The 16,719-nt window shown below is 60.1% G+C and carries 15 protein-coding genes and 2 pseudogenes; 3 read left to right on the plus strand and 14 right to left on the minus strand.

The genetic code is table 11. The features are described from left to right. Positions 1-198: 198 nt before the first annotated feature. Positions 199-922 (plus strand): annotated as a pseudogene (locus AB4N42_RS23385) (lysophospholipid acyltransferase family protein). Positions 923-1,058: 136 nt separating this feature from the next. Continuing rightward, on the plus strand, positions 1,059-2,030 hold the full coding sequence (locus tag AB4N42_RS23390) for a magnesium and cobalt transport protein CorA (protein ID WP_030137754.1): 972 nt from the start codon (positions 1,059-1,061) through the stop codon (positions 2,028-2,030). 93 nt (positions 2,031-2,123) lie between these two features. Here the strand turns inward: AB4N42_RS23390 and AB4N42_RS23395 are convergent, their stop codons facing one another. From AB4N42_RS23395 to AB4N42_RS23405, 3 genes are all read right to left on the minus strand, one after another. Beyond that, a complete protein-coding gene (locus AB4N42_RS23395; protein ID WP_030137753.1) occupies positions 2,124-2,858 on the minus strand; it encodes an amidotransferase in 735 nt (244 codons plus the stop codon). A gap of 84 nt (positions 2,859-2,942) precedes the next feature. Further along, positions 2,943-5,084: a 3-hydroxyacyl-CoA dehydrogenase NAD-binding domain-containing protein gene (locus AB4N42_RS23400; protein ID WP_460115442.1), complete on the minus strand. Its 2,142-nt coding sequence runs from the start codon at positions 5,082-5,084 to the stop codon at positions 2,943-2,945. A gap of 25 nt (positions 5,085-5,109) precedes the next feature. Then, on the minus strand, positions 5,110-6,315 hold the full coding sequence (locus AB4N42_RS23405) for an acetyl-CoA C-acetyltransferase (protein ID WP_460115443.1): 1,206 nt from the start codon (positions 6,313-6,315) through the stop codon (positions 5,110-5,112). Between the two features lie 609 nt (positions 6,316-6,924). Between AB4N42_RS23405 and AB4N42_RS23410 the strand changes: the two genes are divergently transcribed. Next, entirely contained in the window at positions 6,925-7,737 is an 813-nt protein-coding gene (locus AB4N42_RS23410; RefSeq protein ID WP_030137750.1) for a c-type cytochrome, read from the plus strand. A gap of 180 nt (positions 7,738-7,917) precedes the next feature. Here AB4N42_RS23410 and AB4N42_RS23415 read toward each other — a convergent pair whose 3' ends face one another. The 11 genes and pseudogenes from AB4N42_RS23415 to AB4N42_RS23465 form a co-directional block, all read right to left on the minus strand. Then, positions 7,918-8,721 (minus strand): transglutaminase family protein, encoded by an 804-nt coding sequence (locus AB4N42_RS23415; protein WP_407683850.1) that lies wholly within the window; start codon positions 8,719-8,721, stop codon positions 7,918-7,920. Next, positions 8,718-9,668: an alpha-E domain-containing protein gene (locus tag AB4N42_RS23420; protein ID WP_030137748.1), complete on the minus strand. Its 951-nt coding sequence runs from the start codon at positions 9,666-9,668 to the stop codon at positions 8,718-8,720. Before AB4N42_RS23420 ends, AB4N42_RS23415 begins: the two co-directional genes overlap by 4 nt. Before the next feature lie 10 nt (positions 9,669-9,678). Beyond that, positions 9,679-11,088 carry a circularly permuted type 2 ATP-grasp protein gene (locus AB4N42_RS23425; protein ID WP_323155154.1) on the minus strand — a complete coding sequence of 470 codons (1,410 nt, stop codon included), beginning with the start codon at positions 11,086-11,088 and terminating at the stop codon, positions 9,679-9,681. 278 nt (positions 11,089-11,366) lie between these two features. After that, positions 11,367-11,708, minus strand: a complete 342-nt coding sequence (locus tag AB4N42_RS23430) for a ribonuclease E inhibitor RraB (protein ID WP_030137746.1) — start codon at positions 11,706-11,708, stop codon at positions 11,367-11,369. 202 nt (positions 11,709-11,910) lie between these two features. Beyond that, positions 11,911-12,147: a hypothetical protein gene (locus tag AB4N42_RS23435; RefSeq protein WP_334597138.1), complete on the minus strand. Its 237-nt coding sequence runs from the start codon at positions 12,145-12,147 to the stop codon at positions 11,911-11,913. Positions 12,148-12,284: 137 nt separating this feature from the next. Then, positions 12,285-12,893, minus strand: a complete 609-nt coding sequence (locus AB4N42_RS23440) for an START domain-containing protein (protein WP_460115444.1) — start codon at positions 12,891-12,893, stop codon at positions 12,285-12,287. 55 nt (positions 12,894-12,948) lie between these two features. Next, positions 12,949-13,203, minus strand: coding sequence for a YkgJ family cysteine cluster protein (locus AB4N42_RS23445; RefSeq protein ID WP_030137743.1), 255 nt, complete (start codon positions 13,201-13,203; stop codon positions 12,949-12,951). Positions 13,204-13,350: 147 nt separating this feature from the next. Continuing rightward, positions 13,351-13,823 (minus strand): annotated as a pseudogene (locus tag AB4N42_RS23450) (translation initiation factor 2). An 85-nt stretch (positions 13,824-13,908) separates the two neighbouring features. Further along, positions 13,909-15,351 carry an aminotransferase-like domain-containing protein gene (locus AB4N42_RS23455; protein ID WP_181287978.1) on the minus strand — a complete coding sequence of 481 codons (1,443 nt, stop codon included), beginning with the start codon at positions 15,349-15,351 and terminating at the stop codon, positions 13,909-13,911. A 195-nt stretch (positions 15,352-15,546) separates the two neighbouring features. Beyond that, entirely contained in the window at positions 15,547-16,356 is an 810-nt protein-coding gene (locus AB4N42_RS23460; RefSeq protein ID WP_030137740.1) for an OmpA family protein, read from the minus strand. After that, complete coding sequence (locus AB4N42_RS23465) at positions 16,353-16,712, minus strand: DUF4398 domain-containing protein (protein ID WP_030137739.1); 360 nt, start codon at positions 16,710-16,712, stop codon at positions 16,353-16,355. Before AB4N42_RS23465 ends, AB4N42_RS23460 begins: the two co-directional genes overlap by 4 nt. Positions 16,713-16,719 lie beyond the last annotated feature (7 nt).

Here is a 16,719-nt window from a genome sequence, read left to right on the forward strand (position 1 = left end):
AGGCGCCCCGCCACGGGTCAACCGGATCTTTTTCCACCCAAGGTGGACCTGACCCTGCGGCCGCTCTAACCCGCTTTCTACGCGCTATTTAGAAACATACGCTTAAACATCGCCTATCTCCTACCTCTACAGGGGCAATTGCCGAAAACAGTGCACATCCGTACACTGCGCCACCTTTTGTCCCGGCGGGGCTTGTTGATGTTGTTTACGTTGCGTATGTGTTTGATGGGCCTGCATTTTGTCCTGGCGGGGGTGGTGGGTGTGATTCTTGGCCTGTGCCGGCCGTTCAACCCTGACAACAGCCGTTTATGCGCCCGGCTGTATGCGTTGCCTGCCATGTGGTTCCTGCGCCTGCGGGTCAAGGCCGAGGTCGACACGCTGGTAAACAAATCCCAGAGCTGCGTGATCATCGCCAATCATCAATCCAACTACGATCTGTTCGTATTCGGTAATGTGGTGCCGCGCCGCACGGTGTGCATTGGCAAGAAAAGCCTGAAATGGGTGCCGCTGTTCGGTCAGTTGTTCTGGCTGGCGGGCAATGTGTTGATTGACCGCGGCAATGCGATCAAGGCGCGCAAGGCGATGCTCACCACCACCCATACGCTGCAGCATGAGGACACCTCCATCTGGGTATTCCCGGAAGGCACGCGCAACCTGGGCGAAGCGTTGCTGCCGTTCAAGAAAGGCGCATTTCAGATGGCGATTGCCGCCGGGGTGCCGATTATCCCTGTGTGTGTCAGCACCTATATCAAGCACATGCGCCTTAATCGCTGGCGCAGTGGTGACATTCTCATACGCTCGCTGCCGCGCGATTCCTACAACAGGTCTGAGCATGGAGGACATGCCCCGCCTCATCGCCCAATGCCGCGAGCAGATGCAAGCGTGCATCGACACGATGGACCGGCAGTTGCAGGTCGCCTGACAGGAAACCCGCCCATACGGCGGGTTTTCTTTTGCGGCGAACCCAGCGAATTTCACTGACTCTCAAGCAACATGGCGCGCTAAGCTGGACGGTGCCTGTATCACTGCCAATTTCCAAGAAGAAGTGAACCATCATCATGGGTAGAGTCGTTGCGGCTGCGGTTTATAGCGCCGGTAAGAAAGTCACCAATATAACCCTCGACGAAGGCAGCGCCTGGGCTGCGAAACCAGGACATTTCGTTTGGATCGGCCTCGAAGAGCCCAGCACGCTGGAACTGACCAACCTGCAACGCCAGTTCAACCTGCACGAGCTGGCGATCGAAGACGCCATGGAGAAACACAGTCGTCCGAAGCTGGAGACCTTTGGCGATGCGCTGTTCATCGTCACGTATTCGCCGGTGCGCAAGGACGGCAAGCTGCAGTTCATCGAAACCCACATATTCGCCGGCAAGGGCTACATCATCACCGCCCGCAACGGTCACTCGGCTTCCTACGCCCATGTCCGGCAGCGCTGTGAGGCACGTCCACTCCTGCTGGAACATGGGGAGGATTTCGTGCTCTACGCGATTCTCGATTTCGTCATTGAAAACTACCAGCCGGTAGGCGAAGCCATTCATGCCGAGATCGATGAACTTGAGCGCAACGTGCTCTGCAGCGCCCTGAACGAGCGCGACATCCAGAACCTTCACAGCCTGCGCCGCGACGTGCTGCGCCTGCGTCGCTACGCGGCGCCGATGGTGGAGATCAGCGAAGAACTGCAGCGCTTGGATTTTCCGTTCATCGACAAGAACATGGGGCCGTATTTCCGCGATGTGCAGATCCACGTCACGCGGCAGATGGAAGACCTGGCGACCCTGGCGGACATCGCCAGCCAGACCATCGAAATCGGCGTGCTGCTCGAAGCTTCACGCCAGAGCGTGGTGCAACGCAAGTTCGCGGCCTGGGCGGCCATCCTGGCGTTTCCCACCGCAGTGGCCGGGATCTATGGGATGAACTTCCAGAACATGCCGGAGTTGGGCTGGCATTACGGGTATTTCGCCGTGCTCGGGTTTATCGCTGTGGGATGTACAGCGTTGTGGGGGAGTTTCAAGCGGTCGGGGTGGTTGTAGGTGTTTTCCAGTGGGATTTGCGCGACCTTCATCGCGAGCAAGCTCGCTCCCACACTTGATCAACCATCATGGAGTGTGGGATCGCCCTGACGATCAGCCCTGAGCCGCTTCGGCCTGCGGCTTGTGCGCAACAAAACGCATCATCCATTCAGCCACCGTCGTGCCGTGGTGTTCCTGTTCAAGGCTTGCCACGCCCTGGCTGTAGATCTTCTCGCCGAGGTGCTGCTGGCGGATTTCCAGCAAGGCCCGGGAATAATCGTGGATGAATTCCGGGTGACCCTGGAAGCACAGGACCTGGTCATTGATGTGATAGGCCGCGAACGGGCAGAAATCGCTCGAGGCGATGACCGTGGCATTTTCCGGCAGCTCAGTCACTTGGTCCTGATGACTGATCAACAGGGTCAACTCTTCCATCACCGGGCTCATCCAAGGCGCCTTGGCCGCGAGTGTGTAGCGATGGGTGCCCACACCCCAACCCTGGCTGGCCCGTTCGGTCTTGCCGCCCAGCAGCAACGCCAACAGTTGATGACCAAAGCAGACGCCCAGCAACTTGTCGCCACGCTGGTAGCGGTCCATGAGGTAGGTCTTGAGGGTCTGGATCCACGGATCAGTGCCGAAGGAGTCGGCCTTGCTGCCGGTCACCAGGTACGCGTCGAACTGTTCGTCATCGCTGGGGTATTGCCCTTCCATCACGTTGTAGACGATGAAGTCAGCCGCGATGGGCTGTTGCGAGAACAGGCGCTGGAACATCTGCCCGTAACCCTGATATTGATCGACCAGTTCCGGACGCAGGATATCGGTTTCCAGTATGCAGATGCGTAGCGACATAAAAAATACCTGACACGATGATGGGAATATTGCACACCCCAGAGCCTGCCTTGAAACACCGTCCCAAGGCAAGCCCCCCCGCCGTCAGAACCGCGCGTGCCTGGCGGCTTTTTCCAACAACAAGGCCGGCGGCGAGAAACGTTGGCCATATTGTTCAGCCAAGTATTGGCAGCGGGCGATAAATGCCGGCAAGCCGTACTGGTTGATGAACTGCAACGCGCCTCCCGTCCAAGACGCGAATCCGATGCCAAGGACCGAGCCAATATTGGCATCTGCCGTTGAAGTGACGACGCCTTCCTCCACGCAACGCACGGTTTCCAGGGCCTGGATGAACAACAGTCGATCACGTATATCCTGAGCCTGGATTTGCCCGGCGGTGTTCTCGAAACGCTCCTTGAGCACCGGCCAGAGGTACTTCTGCCCTTGCTCTGGATACTCGTAGAAACCGGCCCCGCCCGCCTTGCCCGGTCGCTTGTATTCGAGCAGCAGGTCGATCACGGCGAATGCGGGATGCTCCGTCGGCGTTTTCCCTTCCGCTTGTAAGTCTTGGGCGGTTTGCTTGCGGATACGGCTCATCAGGCTGAGGGAAATTTCGTCGGAAACAGCCAACGGCCCAACCGGCATACCGGCCTTTTGCGCCTCGGTTTCGATCATCGGCGCACTCACGCCTTCGCCGAGCATGGCGATGCCTTCATGGATGAAGGTACCGAACACCCGCGACGTGAAAAAACCACGGCTGTCGTTGACGACAATGGGCGTCTTGTCGATTTGCCGGACGAAATCGAAGGCTCGGGCTAGCGTCTCATCGCTGGTACGAGCCCCCCGGATGATTTCGACCAAGGGCATCTTTTCCACCGGGCTGAAGAAATGCAGGCCGATAAATTTGCTTTCATCTGGTATGGCCTTGGCCAGGCCGGTGATGGGAAGAGTTGACGTATTCGACGCGATCACCGCATCAGGCCCTGCCACCGCTTGGGCTGCGGCAGTCACGTTGGCCTTCAGGGCACGGTCCTCAAAGACCGCCTCGATGATCAATTCGCAACCGGTCAGGTCGGCATCGCTGTCGGTGGGGTGGATTCGCGCCAACGTGGCGTCACGCTGAGCAGCGGTGAGCTGGCCGCGTGCGACTTGCTTGTCCAGCAGCGTCGCGCAACGAGCCTTGGCTTTTTGCGCGGCGGCCAGGTCGATGTCCTTGAGCACCACTTCTATGCCCGCTGCGGCACTGACATGGGCAATACCCGCCCCCATCATCCCGGCGCCGAGCACCGCGACTTTTCTTGTCAGAAAAGGCGCAAAACCGTGTGGGCGGGAACCGCCAGCCTTGATCTCGTTGAGTTGAAACCAGAAGGTGCCGATCAGGTTCTTCGCCACCTGGCCGGTCACCAGTTCGGTGAAGTAACGGGTTTCGATCAGATGGGCCGCGTCAAACGTCACCTGCGCCCCTTCCACTGCGGCGCAGAGAATTTTCTCCGGGGCCGGCAGGCAACCCTGGGTCTTGCTGCGCAGGATCGAAGGTGCGATCGCCAGCGTCTGGGCGACGGCAGGATCGGACGGTGTCCCGCCCGGAATCCGATAGCCTTTCGTATCCCAAGGTTGCACTACGCTCGGGTTCGCGAGAATCCAGGCGCGAGCCTTGGTAAGCAGGTCGTCGCGGTCCGCCGCCAGTTCATCGATCAGGCCGGCCTGCAGTGCTTGTTGCGGTCGAATCCGCTTGCCTTCGAGCAGATACGGCAATGCCTTTTCCAAACCAAGCAAGCGCACCATCCGCACCACGCCACCGCCGCCCGGCAACAGGCCAAGGGTCACTTCCGGCAGGCCGATCAGCACCGACGGGTGATCCAGCGCCACGCGGTGATGACACGCGAGGCAGATTTCCCAGCCACCGCCCAGGGCCGCACCGTTGATAGCGGCAACCACCGGTTTGCCGAGGGTTTCCAGTGTGCGCAGTTGTGCCTTGAGACCCAGCACGGTTTCGTAGAAGGCCTTGGCCTGGGATGGTCCGACCTGAATCAGCTCGTTCAGGTCGCCACCGGCAAAAAAGGTTTGCTTGGCCGACGTGATGATCACGCCGGCGATCGAGTCTTTCTCGACGGCGAGACGCGCAACGCAGGCCGCCATCGCCTCGCGGTACATCGCGTTCATGGTGTTGGCGCTCTGGCCTGGCATATCCAGCGTCAGGACGACGATCCGGTCCGGGCCGGTTTCGTAACGAATGGCATCGGTCATGAAAAATGTTCCTTGAAATCCAGGCTCAGAGGCGTTCGATGATGGTGGCGATGCCCATGCCACCGCCGACACACAGCGTCGCCAGGCCATAACGCAGGCGACGCGCCTCCAGCTCATCCAGCAGCGTGCCGAGGATGGCGCACCCGGTGGCGCCCAGCGGATGGCCCATGGCGATGGAGCCGCCGTTGACGTTGACCTTGGCGGGGTCGATGACCATGTCCTTGATGAATTTGAGCACCACCGAGGCGAAGGCTTCGTTGACCTCGAACAAGTCGATGTCCTCGACCCGCAGCCCGGCTTTCGCCAAGGCCTTGCGGGTGGCCGGGGCCGGGCCGGTGAGCATGATGGTCGGCTCGGTGCTGATGACGGCGGTAGCGACGATTCGGGCCCGGGGTTGCAGGCCCAGCTCGCGTCCCTTTGCCTCGGAACCGATGAGCATCAGCGCCGCGCCGTCGACGATGCCCGAGCTGTTGCCTGGGGTGTGCACGTGATGGATCCGTTCGACATGGCTGTAGACCCGCAACGCCGTCGCGTCGAAGCCCATCTGCCCCATCGCCTCGAAACTCGGCCGGAGTTTGCCCAGGCCTTCCAGCGTCGAGTCGGCGCGAATGAACTCGTCATGGTCCAGCAGCACGATGCCGCTCTGGTCCCGCACCGCCACCAGGGATTTATCGAACGAACCGTTTTCCCGCGCCCGCGCGGCTTTATGCTGGGACTGCAATGCAAAGGTGTCGACGTCCTCGCGACTGAAACCTTCGAGGGTAGCGATCAGGTCGGCGCCGATGCCCTGGGGAACGAAATGACCATGCAGGTTGGACTGCGGGTCCAACGCCCAGGCGCCGGCATCGCTGCCCATCGGCACCCGTGACATGGACTCGACGCCGCCAGCCACCACCAGGTCTTCGAAACCGGAACGCACTTTCATCGCAGCCAGGTTCACCGCTTCCAGGCCCGAGGCGCAAAAGCGGTTGAGCTGCACGCCGGGCACGCTGACATCCCAATCGGCCACCAGGGCAGCGGTTTTGGCGATATCCGCGCCTTGATCACCTGTCGGCGTCACGCAGCCGAGCACGATGTCGTCCACATGGCCCGTGTCCAGGCTCATACGCTGGCGCAACGCGGTCAACAGGCCGCTGACCAGGTTCACCGGCTTGACGGTATACAGGGCGCCGTCAGGTTTTCCCTTGCCACGCGGCGTGCGTAATGCGTCAAAAATAAAAGCTTCGGTCATGACATCCTCGAACCGCCGTTGGGACAAAACCACACCTGCAACCATAAGCCCAGCGGCGCTGGATTCAATGACGCCATTGCTCAACGACGTTGACAGCCACGCTCAGACGAACGGTAGCGTGCTATCGGGTTAACCGATTCAGGTAAGCAAGCTGTCTAGCAAAAGGGCCGGCAGGAAGGTGGCAATAGGCCTCATGTCTTTTTTATAGCGTTCAGCAAGAAGTCCATATGAATTGGATCTAAGCCAAGTCGGCTGCGGCCCCTAATGTAAAGCTTGTACAAGAAAAGTCGTCGGGTTTTGCCGGGGCGCTTGTCAGACAGGAAGTGCAACGCCAGCCGTCATGGAGTTATGCAGGCTGGCCTCAGGAAATAACAAAAAAGGCGGGTCAGCCATGTTCAAACATTCGAAAGTTCGCCAAGCCGGACTCATTCTCTTCGCCACGACACTGCTGTTGATCTTGCCGAATATCACCAAGGTCATCGGCTGACAGGCGCATGGTGTCTACACCATTCATGAGTTGCATCATCCACGCCGGTAAGCGAACGCTGTTCCAGCGACGGTGGTTGTGCCACCCTTTGCGCTTCCCTCTCGACATGGAAGGCGACTCATTTGAAAGTCCTCATCGTGATGGGGGCGCTGCTGCTCAGCTCGCCCCTTTATGCCGCACAGCTGGTGTTGGAGCTGGGCGCGAATACGCGTACGTGGCAAACCGAGGCGCTGCTCAAGCATCCTGAAGCGCGGACGGTCCAGATTGCCGAAGATGTCTCCTACAAAAAGCCGATGAATTATCGCGCCGTGCCGCTGGCCGCGCTGTTGACCGGTGTCCAGGCGAACGACCATCTCCAGGCCGTGGCGCTGGACGGCTTTGCCGCCGAACTGCCCGCCGCACCGTTGCTCAACAAGACCGGCGCGAGGGCGTGGCTGGCCATCGAAGACCCGGCCAAGCCATGGCCGCCGCTCGGGGACGGCAAGAAAAGCGCCGGACCGTTCTATCTGGTCTGGACCGATCCTCAAGCCGGCCATATCAGCCCTGAACAATGGCCGTACGCGGTGGCAAGCATCAAGCGCCTGTCAGCGGTGGCCGATCGCTTCCCTGCCCTGCTGCCCTCGCCCGACCTGGCCAAGGATGATCCGGTGAACAAGGGGTTCGAACTGTTCCAGAAGAACTGCCTGGCCTGCCACCGCCTCAACGGCGCGGGGGATGCGCAGTTCGGTCCGGACCTGAACATTCCTTTCAACCCTACGGAATATTTCTCGGGGGATTTCCTCAAGCGCTACATCCGTGACCCGCAGGGCATGCGTCACTGGCCCCAGGGGAAAATGCCCGGATTCTCGGCGACAGTGCTGCCGGATTCGGAGCTGGATTTGCTGGTGGGGTATTTGAAGCATATGGCGGGGCGCAAGCAGCCGTTGGGTCAATAGATCAGCTTGTTTTGTCTAAGCCAGTCCCGCTGGCCCTTGTAGGAGCTGTCGAGCAAAGCGAGGCTGCGATCTTTTCCAGACATTTGAGCTCCAAGCCAAGGATCTAAAGATCGCAGCCTCGCTTCGCTCGGCAGCTCCTACACAGCGGGAGCAAGCTCGTCGCCACAAGAGCTGGATCGTTTACTGCTGCTGCGCCGTAATCACCGGAGCCGGCGTCACCAGCACCTTGGCGTGCATCTGTTCAAACCCGCCGCCACGGCGCATGCCACGCACCGGGCAGGCGTCCAGGTAATCCAGGCCTACCGCCAATTTCAAGTGTCGCTCCGGACGGGCCAGTTGGTTGGTCACGTCGAAGCTGTACCAGGCGTCATCGAGCCATGCTTCGGCCCAGGCATGGCTCGCCAGGTGTTCGCTGTCTTCGTTGAACAGATAACCCGACACATAACGCGCCGGCACGCCCAGGCTGCGGGCGCACGCCAGGAACGCATGGGCATGGTCCTGGCAAACTCCGCTGCGACCGGCAAACGCCTGGGCCGCGCTGGTCTCCACTTCGGTGGAGCCCGGTGTGTAGGTCATATGTTGGTTGAGCCCGTGCATCAAATCGATCAGCGCCACACGATCGCGACGCTGCTTGCACTGCGCCTGGGCGAAGGCGCGAAGGGCTTCGTCCGCTTCGGTGAGCCGGGTGAAACGCAGGAAGGGCAGCGCCGATTGGCTTTCGTGCTCGGCTTCACGCGACGGGTCGATATCCACCTGGCCACGGGCACCGATGATGATGGTTTCGTGGGGCTCGTCCAGCGTCAGCACATGAAGGATGTTGCCGAACGGATCGAGCTGCGACCGCACCGGTCGAGGCAGGTCCAGCTGCCAGCTCAGCACGTGCTGGCGTTCGCTGTCGTGCGGCGTCAGGCGCAGGTACTGAATGCTTGCGCGAACCTGGTCTTCATAGTGGTAGGCCGTTTCGTGGCTGATCGAGAGTCTCATATGACCTCCAGGTAGGAACTGTGAATGGCATTGCCCAGTTCACGGACCAGTGGGATGAATTCGGTGAGCCAGGCGTGCAGCCCACCGTCGAGGATTTCATTGATGCCGGTATAGCGCAGGCGTGCGTCCATCTCCGCCGCCAGGCGTTGGGCCTGCCGACCGTTGCTGCCGGGCAGGCTGGCGAGAATCTGGTCGATCTCTTCGGTGCAGGCCCGCAAGGAGCGCGGGACGTCGGCACGCAACAACAGCAGTTCAGCCACATGCCGGGCACCGGGGGCGTCACGGTAGATTTCGGTGTAGGCCTCGAAGGAAGACAGCGCTCGCAACAACGCGCTCCATTGATAGTAGGCGTGGGCGGTGCCGTCGTTGACAGCATGGGCCTGGTCGCCGGCCATTTCGTAGCGGGCGTCGAGCAGGCGCAGGGTGTTGTCGGCCCTTTCGATGAACGTTCCCAGGCGTATGAACCTGAACGCATCGTTGCGCATGATGGTGCCGTAGGTGGCGCCGCGAAACAGATGGGACCGCTCCTTGATCCATTCGCAGAAACGGCTCATGCCGTAGCGACCCAGGCCCAGCTCGGCGATCTGGCGAATTTCCAGCCAGGTGGCGTTCACGTTTTCCCACATGTCGGCGGTGATTCGGCCACGCACCGCATGGGCACTGGCACGTGCGGAACCCAGGCAACTGTAGATACTGGCGGGGTTGGCCGCCTCCAGGGCGAAAAAATGCAGCAGGCGCTCGGCGTGCAGATCGCCGTGCCTGTCCCGGTAGTCATCCAGCGTGCCGGTAATGAGCAATGGCATGGCCAGTTCATGCAAGCCGTCGCCGCGCCCATCCTGGGGCATCAATGACAGCGAATAACTGACGTCGAGCATCCGCGCGAGGTTTTCCGCGCGCTCCAGATAACGCGACATCCAATACAAGTCCGAGGCGGTCCTGCTTAACATGGCAGCTCCTTCATTCCTCGACCACCCAAGTGTCCTTGGTGCCTCCGCCCTGTGAAGAATTCACCACCAGGGAACCTTCGCGCAGCGCCACGCGGGTCAGGCCACCCGGCACCACGCGGGTTTCTCGCCCCGCCAGGACAAACGGACGCAAATCGATATGGCGCGGCGCGATGCCGTTTTCGACAAAGGTCGGGCACGTCGACAAGGACAACGTTGGTTGAGCGATGTACGCATGCGGCTTGGCCTTGATCCGCTCGCGGAAGGCGTCGATCTGCGCCGTCGTCGAGGCTGGCCCCACCAGCATGCCGTAACCGCCGGAGCCTTGGGTTTCCTTGACGACCAGGTCCGCAAGGTTCGCCAGCACATGGGAAAGTTCAGCGGGGTTACGACATTGCCAGGTGGGGACGTTGCTCAGGATCGGCTCCTCGTCCAGGTAGAACCGGATCATGTCGGTGACAAACGGATACACCGATTTGTCATCCGCCACACCTGTGCCGATGGCGTTGGCCAACACCACGTTGCCCGAACGGTAGGAGGACAGCAGCCCCGGCACGCCGAGCATCGACTGCGGATTGAAGGCCAGCGGATCGAGGAAGGCGTCATCGAGGCGACGGTAGATCACGTCAACGGCTTTCGGTCCGTCCGTGGTGCGCATGAAGACCTTGTCGTCACGCACGAACAGATCCGCGCCCTCCACCAGCTCGACGCCCATCTCACGGGCGAGGAAGGCGTGTTCGAAAAACGCACTGTTGAAACGCCCGGGGGTCAGGACCACGACGCTTGGGTCGTCCAAGTGACTGGCGCTTTTCAGCGTATCGAGCAGCAGGTTCGGATAATGGTCGATCGGTGCGATGCGTTGGGCGGCGAACAGTTCGGGGAACAGGCGCATCATCATCTTGCGGTCTTCGAGCATGTAGCTGACGCCGCTGGGCGTACGCAGATTGTCCTCGAGCACGTAGTACGTGCCGTCACCGTCGCGCACCAGATCGACACCGCAAATGTGGGCATAGACATCGCGATGCAGATCCAGCCCCTGCATCGCCAGTTGATATTGATCGTTGGCCAGGACCTGCTCGGCCGGAATGATGCCGGCCCGAATGATCCGCTGTTCGTGATAAAGGTCGGCCAGGAACATGTTCAGCGCCTTGACCCGCTGGATACATCCACGTTCGACCATTCGCCATTCACTGGCGGGAATGCTGCGCGGAATGGTATCGAAAGGGATCAGGCGCTCCGTTCCCTGCTCATCGCCGTAAAGCGTGAACGTGATGCCGGCGCGATGAAACAACAGGTCGGCCTCGCGTCGCCGTTGTGCCAGGAGCTCGTCGGGCGTTTCGGCCAGCCATTGGGCGAACGCTCGATAATGTGGGCGGACCTGGCCGTCGGCATCGTACATTTCATCAAAACCAGTGCGGATCATGCCGTACTCCTTGTCACCCCGGCTCAGGCGTCGCAAGGCCCGTGCCAGCGGCATAAACGCTTTATGATCAACAGCTTGGTTTATCCCTCGACAGGCCGGGCACCCTTGTGGTGCAGCGGATATCCCTATCCGGCTTGCCTCGCTTCATTGCGACGCAGGACGTCGCTATCCCTGAGCATAGTCAAGATAGAGAGGGCACAGTGATGAACAGCGGACATGCCAGACATGAAAACGGCCGACACAAAGGTCAGCCGTTGCTGTGAGGCACAAGGAAAATGTCAGGCCTGCAGGCGCCGGATCTCCTGCTTGACGCCCCAACCTTCGATGATGCCACCCAGGGGCTCCACCACGGCTTCGAAGTTCAGCTCGAAGTCGCCGATGTCATCATAGGTGGCGTACATCACCCGGCTCAGTTCCAACGACCAGGCTCCATCTTCGCGAGCACTGATCTGCGCATTCAACGATTCGCCGCGAAAATGACCCGCCGCCCTGCGCGCCCGCTCCTCGTCGGGGAAAATGGCGTAGAACTCGATGGGATGGAATTGGGAGAAATCGAAACCGCCCTCTTTCATGCGGCGCAGCACGCTGGTGCTGATGTCTTCTTGATAGGCTGTGCTCATGAAACGTCCTCCTCAGACCGATGGATAGACTTTCCGTCTTCCCGTGCGTGCAACCTGCGGTTACAAGCAGTACGGCATCAACTGACCGTCGGGACACAAGCATGTAGCTGACAAGACCGGACCTTGGCGATCCTTTCGCTGATCTCGATTGCAGAGTAGCTTCAAGTCATCGCCGCTGCCAAGCGGGACCAGACAAGGATTTTCATGAAATCGGTTTAATGCTGATGATTTCAATGCTGTTTTGGGTTTTGAGACTTTTGAGCGTAGGGTCTTCGGTGCGACCTTCCAGGTCGTTGAGGTCAAGCTTGGCGGGGACTGGCAGCAGCTTCTGCCGGATCAACTGGGCAGCCTGCTCCATGGTGGGCTCCTGGTCGTAATCGAACTGCTCGGCGATGGCTTCGCCGTGATCGTCAACGAAAGTGATTTCCCACTTTTGCATCGGTGTCTCCTTGATCAATTCATGGCAGGGCTTGCCTTCATCTCGACATTGACGGCGAAACAATCGTTCCGCTGAGTTGCCAACGGCATAGATGAAAAAACCGCCTCGAGGGCGGTTTCTTCACGTGGCGGTAGCCGTCATTTTTCGGCGCGCTCTTTCAACGCTTTCAGCGTATTGAACGGCGCGTCCACCACGAACTTGTTGGCCACCAAGGATGGTACGCTACCGCCCGGCTCGGTATGGACTTGATAGATCACTTCGACCTGATCCGCGCCCTTGGGGGTGAACTTCCAAAAACCGTCGACCTTGGTCACACGCACAAAGCCCTTCTCCTCAAGCAAGTACTCAGGCAAGCCCTTGAGCTGACGGGTCAGGCTGCCATCGGCGCCCTCCTCGGTGGTGACTTCCAATACGGAATCACGGGACGTCACCGGCCACGGCGTATTGAACTGGGTGTAGGTCCAGCTCTTGTTGCCTTCATGCTTGAGCAGCTTCTGGCTCTTGCATTCATGAATCCAGGCGCAGGCACCAGGCACGTCTTCCTGCAGGGCTCGCAATTTCGCCATGGTGGTCTTCATGACGGTCACGCCACGGTAGGCCTTGTATTTGGAACCGGTCACTTCACTGAGTGACACCTGGATACCTTCCTTGTCCTTGGCGACCTGCCAGTCCTCTGCCTGTGCGGTAGCCGTCGCCAACAACACGGTCAAACCACACAACACAGCCATACGATGCAGCGAACCCATAGGTTGTTTTCCTTATTGTCCAAGTTCGTTCATGTCAGTCTTGACGATTGCCCCACTACGCTGCCGTGACCTGCTCCCACCATCCAATCAACCGAATGGCTTCGTCGCTGCTGCTGCCGCAGACCTCGATGTCGGCCACAAACGCCGAGCACACCGCCGGGCGCTCCGGTTGGCCGAAGATCTGGCACAGATTATCGACCGACAACTGTACGCAACGTTCTCCCGCCGGCTTGCCCTGGGGCATGCCCGGGATGGGCGAACTGATGGAAGGGGCGATGCAACAGGCGCCACAGCCCTCACGGCACTTCATGACGAGGAATACCTCACGACAGGTAATGATTGGTAACAACAACAGAGTAACGGCTAAAACAGGTGTTTTAAATTACCGTCCCCGTGTTTTTTCGCAGAAGGTGCGATGACTGGGCAGTCAACGACGAACAGCAGGACTGCGCCCGGCCTATTGCTTGAATTCGAACTCGAGCGCGGCGCCTTCCACCTCGTTGCGCTCCTGATTGCGCAGCGGCAATTGCATCTCGTTGCTCAACAGGCGGCCGTTAAGCTGGAACGGACCGGGCTTCTCTCCGAACATCGCCGGCAGCATTGGCTCGCGCTTGGGTAATGGCGCCTTGCCCGGAGGTTGCAGCTCTTCGACCATGCCATGGGGCAGGCTCAGATCCAGCTTGGCCGGAGGCAGTGGCGTCTTGGCGACTTCGTGGGCGGATTTGCTCTTGGAAGCGATAGGCGCGCGCTTTTTTTCGCGGGTGCTGTTTTCTTGGCGGGAGCCTTCTTGGCCGCTGCGCTCTTCGGCGTGTCCTTGGTAATACTGGCGGCCGGCTTCTCCTGCGCTGAAGCCGCCACGGCGACGCCTCCCATGTGGAAGGCACTCAACAGGCCGATCAAAACCCAGACAGCAGGAACAATGGTTTTCATAAACACAACGGCACTTACGGCAGAGACCCTAATGCTGGCCTGATAATGAGGCGCTGACAAGCACATCGAAGCGACACAAGGCCTGCTACAGGTATCCGTTGGCGGTCTCCTGGCATAACTGCTTCGCCAGCAGCCCCAGCGTCATCAGGGCCCGCTCCGCCTCACGGTTCCAGGGTGTGCCGCAGTTCAGACGAATGCAATGGTTGAACTGTTCGGTATTACTGAAGATCAACCCCGGCGCAATACTGATGCCTTGCTGCAACGCCTGTACATGCAATTCCTGGGTATTGACCCGCCCCGGCAGGCTGACCCACAGGATGAAGCCGCCGGTGGGACGGCTCATTTGCGTGCCTTCCGGGAAATACTGCTGGACCGCCAGTTGGAATGCGCTGAGGTTCTTGCGGTACTCCTGACGGATGTAGCGCAAGTGCCGATCGTAGCCGCCATTCTCCAGATACGCCGCGATGCCCATCTGCGTGACGCTGCAGGCCGAATGAGTGCTGAACGTCTGGAGCCGCTGGATTTCCTGCTGGAACTTGCCAGCAATCATCCAACCGATGCGTACCCCTGGGGACAAGGTCTTGGAAAAACTCGAACAGTAGATCACCCGGTCCAATCGATCATAGGCTTTCAGCGCCTTGGTGCGGCCCTGCTCGAACATCAACTCACCATAGATGTCGTCCTCGACTATCTGGATATCGAAGTCCGATGCCAGGCGCAGCAGTTGCTTTTGCCGCTCCTCCGGCATGGTGCCGCCAAGGGGGTTGCTCAGGCGTGTGGTCAGCACCAGCGCCTTGATCGACCATTGGTTGGCCGCCAACTGCAGGGCCTCGAGGCTCATGCCGGTGACCGGGTCGCTGGGAATCTCGATGACCTTGAGGCCCAGCAGATCTGCCAACTGCAGCAAACCGTAATAGGTCGGCGACTCCGCAGCGATCAGGTCCCCTGGCCGGGTCAGCACGCGCAAGGACATTTGCAGCGCATCCACGCAGCCGTGAGTGATCACCACTTCGGAAGGGTCCACCACGACACCGGCGTCACGCATGCGAATCGCCACCTGGCGGCGCAACGGCTCGAAACCGGGGCTGAACATGTAGCTGAACGCCCGCGGGCTGTGGAAACGCGTGACCTTGGCCAGTTGCTGATGCAGCGCCCGGACAGGCAGGTAGTCGACGCTGGGAACCGCTGCCCCCAGCGGAAACACACCTTCGCGACGCGACTCGACCAATACCTGCTGGATAATGCTGCTGCGCGTTACCAGCCCGGGGCGCTCGACCCGGGCGATGTCCGGCGTCGGCGCGGTCAACGCTGGCGTCTGATGCACGTAATAGCCCGATTGCGGCCGCGCACGAATCAACCCCTGGTCTTCGAGATTGGCGTACGCCTGCAGCACGGTGGCATGGCTGACGTTGAGCTGCGAGCTCATCTTGCGCACCGAAGGCACCCGTTCGCCGGGTTGATACACACCGCGCCGGATGTCTTCGGCCAGTTGTTGAGCAATACGTTGATAGAGCAGGAGGTTGGTCATGACGCAGCACTCGATTTCACGGGCATTTTATTCTTGTCGGACTTTACCGGAACAGTTTAGAAGTGTACTGGGACAGTTGCCAGATTACCCGACAGTACAGTGCAGTGACAGCCCAACTGTACTCACTCGCCGCCAATCTCCAGGCAAAAAAAACCCGGCGCCTTTGAGGGGCCGGGTTTTCCAGCGACGCGGCCCTCAGCGGGCGGCGCCGAGCTGGCCTTTTTCGTCGGAGAACACGATCTCAACGCGTCGGTTCTGTGCCCGGCCGCGCTCGGTTGCATTGACGTCGACCGGGTACTGATCGCCGTAGCCTTCGACCTGGATGCGCTTCTCGTCGATGCCCAGGTCCACCAGCACGTCCGCCACGGCCTGCGCGCGATCACGGGACAGCTTGAGGTTCTCCTGCTTGCCGCCGGTGCTGTCGGTGTAGCCTTCGATACGCACCACGCGTTTGGGATTGAGCTGCAGGAATTGCACGATCTTGAGCACCACACGGTTGGCCGAGTTCTTCAACTCGGCCTCACCCGTATCGAACAGAACGTCACCGAGGGTCATCACCAGGCCCCGGTCAGTCTGGGTGGTGGCCATCGCCAGGATCTGTTCTTCCAGCAACTTGCCCTGCTGCTGGACGCTTTGCAGCTTGGATTCGCGCAAGGCCAGTTGCAGGCGCTGACGTTCCAGCTCGAGTTTCAACGCACGCTCCTCGTTGAGCACCTGGTTGCTGTGTTCACGAGCGATCTGGCTGTAGCGCTGGCTCAGGTAGGCGTAATGCTGCACATCCTCGCCACTGCCCCAATACGTGGACAAGCGGTCGGCACGGGCCAGCGACTCGCCGGCGCGAATCACGTCCTTGGGGGCGGCACGCAATACATTGGAATCTTCCTTGACCTTCTGGAAATCGGCGCTCGCCTGTTCCAGCGTCGCTTCGCTACGCTGGCCCGCGCAGCCGTACAAACTGGCCAGTCCTGCGAGAACCAAACCGCCGAATACATGGGAGGGCTTCATTGGGCATCCTCCCTCAACTGTTTGCGCAAGCGCTTGATGCGCGTATCGAGCACGTTCAGTTTCTCCTGGCTCTTGAGAGTCAGCACCTTCGCTTCGGCCAGGCGTGCATCCAGTTCGGCCTGTTCGGCCCGCATGCGGGCCTTTTTGTAGGATTCGTCGGCCATGTTGCCTTTGGCGCGGGCAAATTTTTCCTCGGCGAGTTTCAATTCAGGCACTTCATCGGCGGTGGCGCCTACTGCGTGGGCTTGCTCGATGGCTTGCTCAGTCAAGCGGATCTGTTCATTCGGCGCCGGATCGGCTGCACAACCCGCCAGAGCCAGAACGGCCAGGGCAGCGAAAAGAGGTCGAATAGTCACTAATGTT

It is taken from the genome of Pseudomonas sp. H2_D02 (assembly GCF_054677635.1).

Bases quoted from the DNA above. Each gene is read 5' to 3' on its own strand.
- AB4N42_RS23390 (WP_030137754.1), top strand. From the start codon at position 1,059: ATGGGTAGAGTCGTTGCGGCTGCGGTTTATAGCGCCGGTAAGAAAGTC.
- AB4N42_RS23435 (WP_334597138.1), bottom strand. From the start codon at position 12,147: ATGCAAAAGTGGGAAATCACTTTCGTTGACGATCACGGCGAAGCCATC.
- AB4N42_RS23420 (WP_030137748.1), bottom strand. From the start codon at position 9,668: ATGTTAAGCAGGACCGCCTCGGACTTGTATTGGATGTCGCGTTATCTG.
- AB4N42_RS23445 (WP_030137743.1), bottom strand. From the start codon at position 13,203: ATGAAGTGCCGTGAGGGCTGTGGCGCCTGTTGCATCGCCCCTTCCATC.
- AB4N42_RS23460 (WP_030137740.1), bottom strand. From the start codon at position 16,356: ATGAAGCCCTCCCATGTATTCGGCGGTTTGGTTCTCGCAGGACTGGCC.
- AB4N42_RS23395 (WP_030137753.1), bottom strand. From the start codon at position 2,858: ATGTCGCTACGCATCTGCATACTGGAAACCGATATCCTGCGTCCGGAA.
- AB4N42_RS23400 (WP_460115442.1), bottom strand. From the start codon at position 5,084: ATGACCGATGCCATTCGTTACGAAACCGGCCCGGACCGGATCGTCGTC.
- AB4N42_RS23425 (WP_323155154.1), bottom strand. From the start codon at position 11,088: ATGATCCGCACTGGTTTTGATGAAATGTACGATGCCGACGGCCAGGTC.
- AB4N42_RS23415 (WP_407683850.1), bottom strand. From the start codon at position 8,721: ATGAGACTCTCGATCAGCCACGAAACGGCCTACCACTATGAAGACCAG.
- AB4N42_RS23455 (WP_181287978.1), bottom strand. From the start codon at position 15,351: ATGACCAACCTCCTGCTCTATCAACGTATTGCTCAACAACTGGCCGAA.
- AB4N42_RS23430 (WP_030137746.1), bottom strand. From the start codon at position 11,708: ATGAGCACAGCCTATCAAGAAGACATCAGCACCAGCGTGCTGCGCCGC.
- AB4N42_RS23440 (WP_460115444.1), bottom strand. From the start codon at position 12,893: ATGGGTTCGCTGCATCGTATGGCTGTGTTGTGTGGTTTGACCGTGTTG.
- AB4N42_RS23405 (WP_460115443.1), bottom strand. From the start codon at position 6,315: ATGACCGAAGCTTTTATTTTTGACGCATTACGCACGCCGCGTGGCAAG.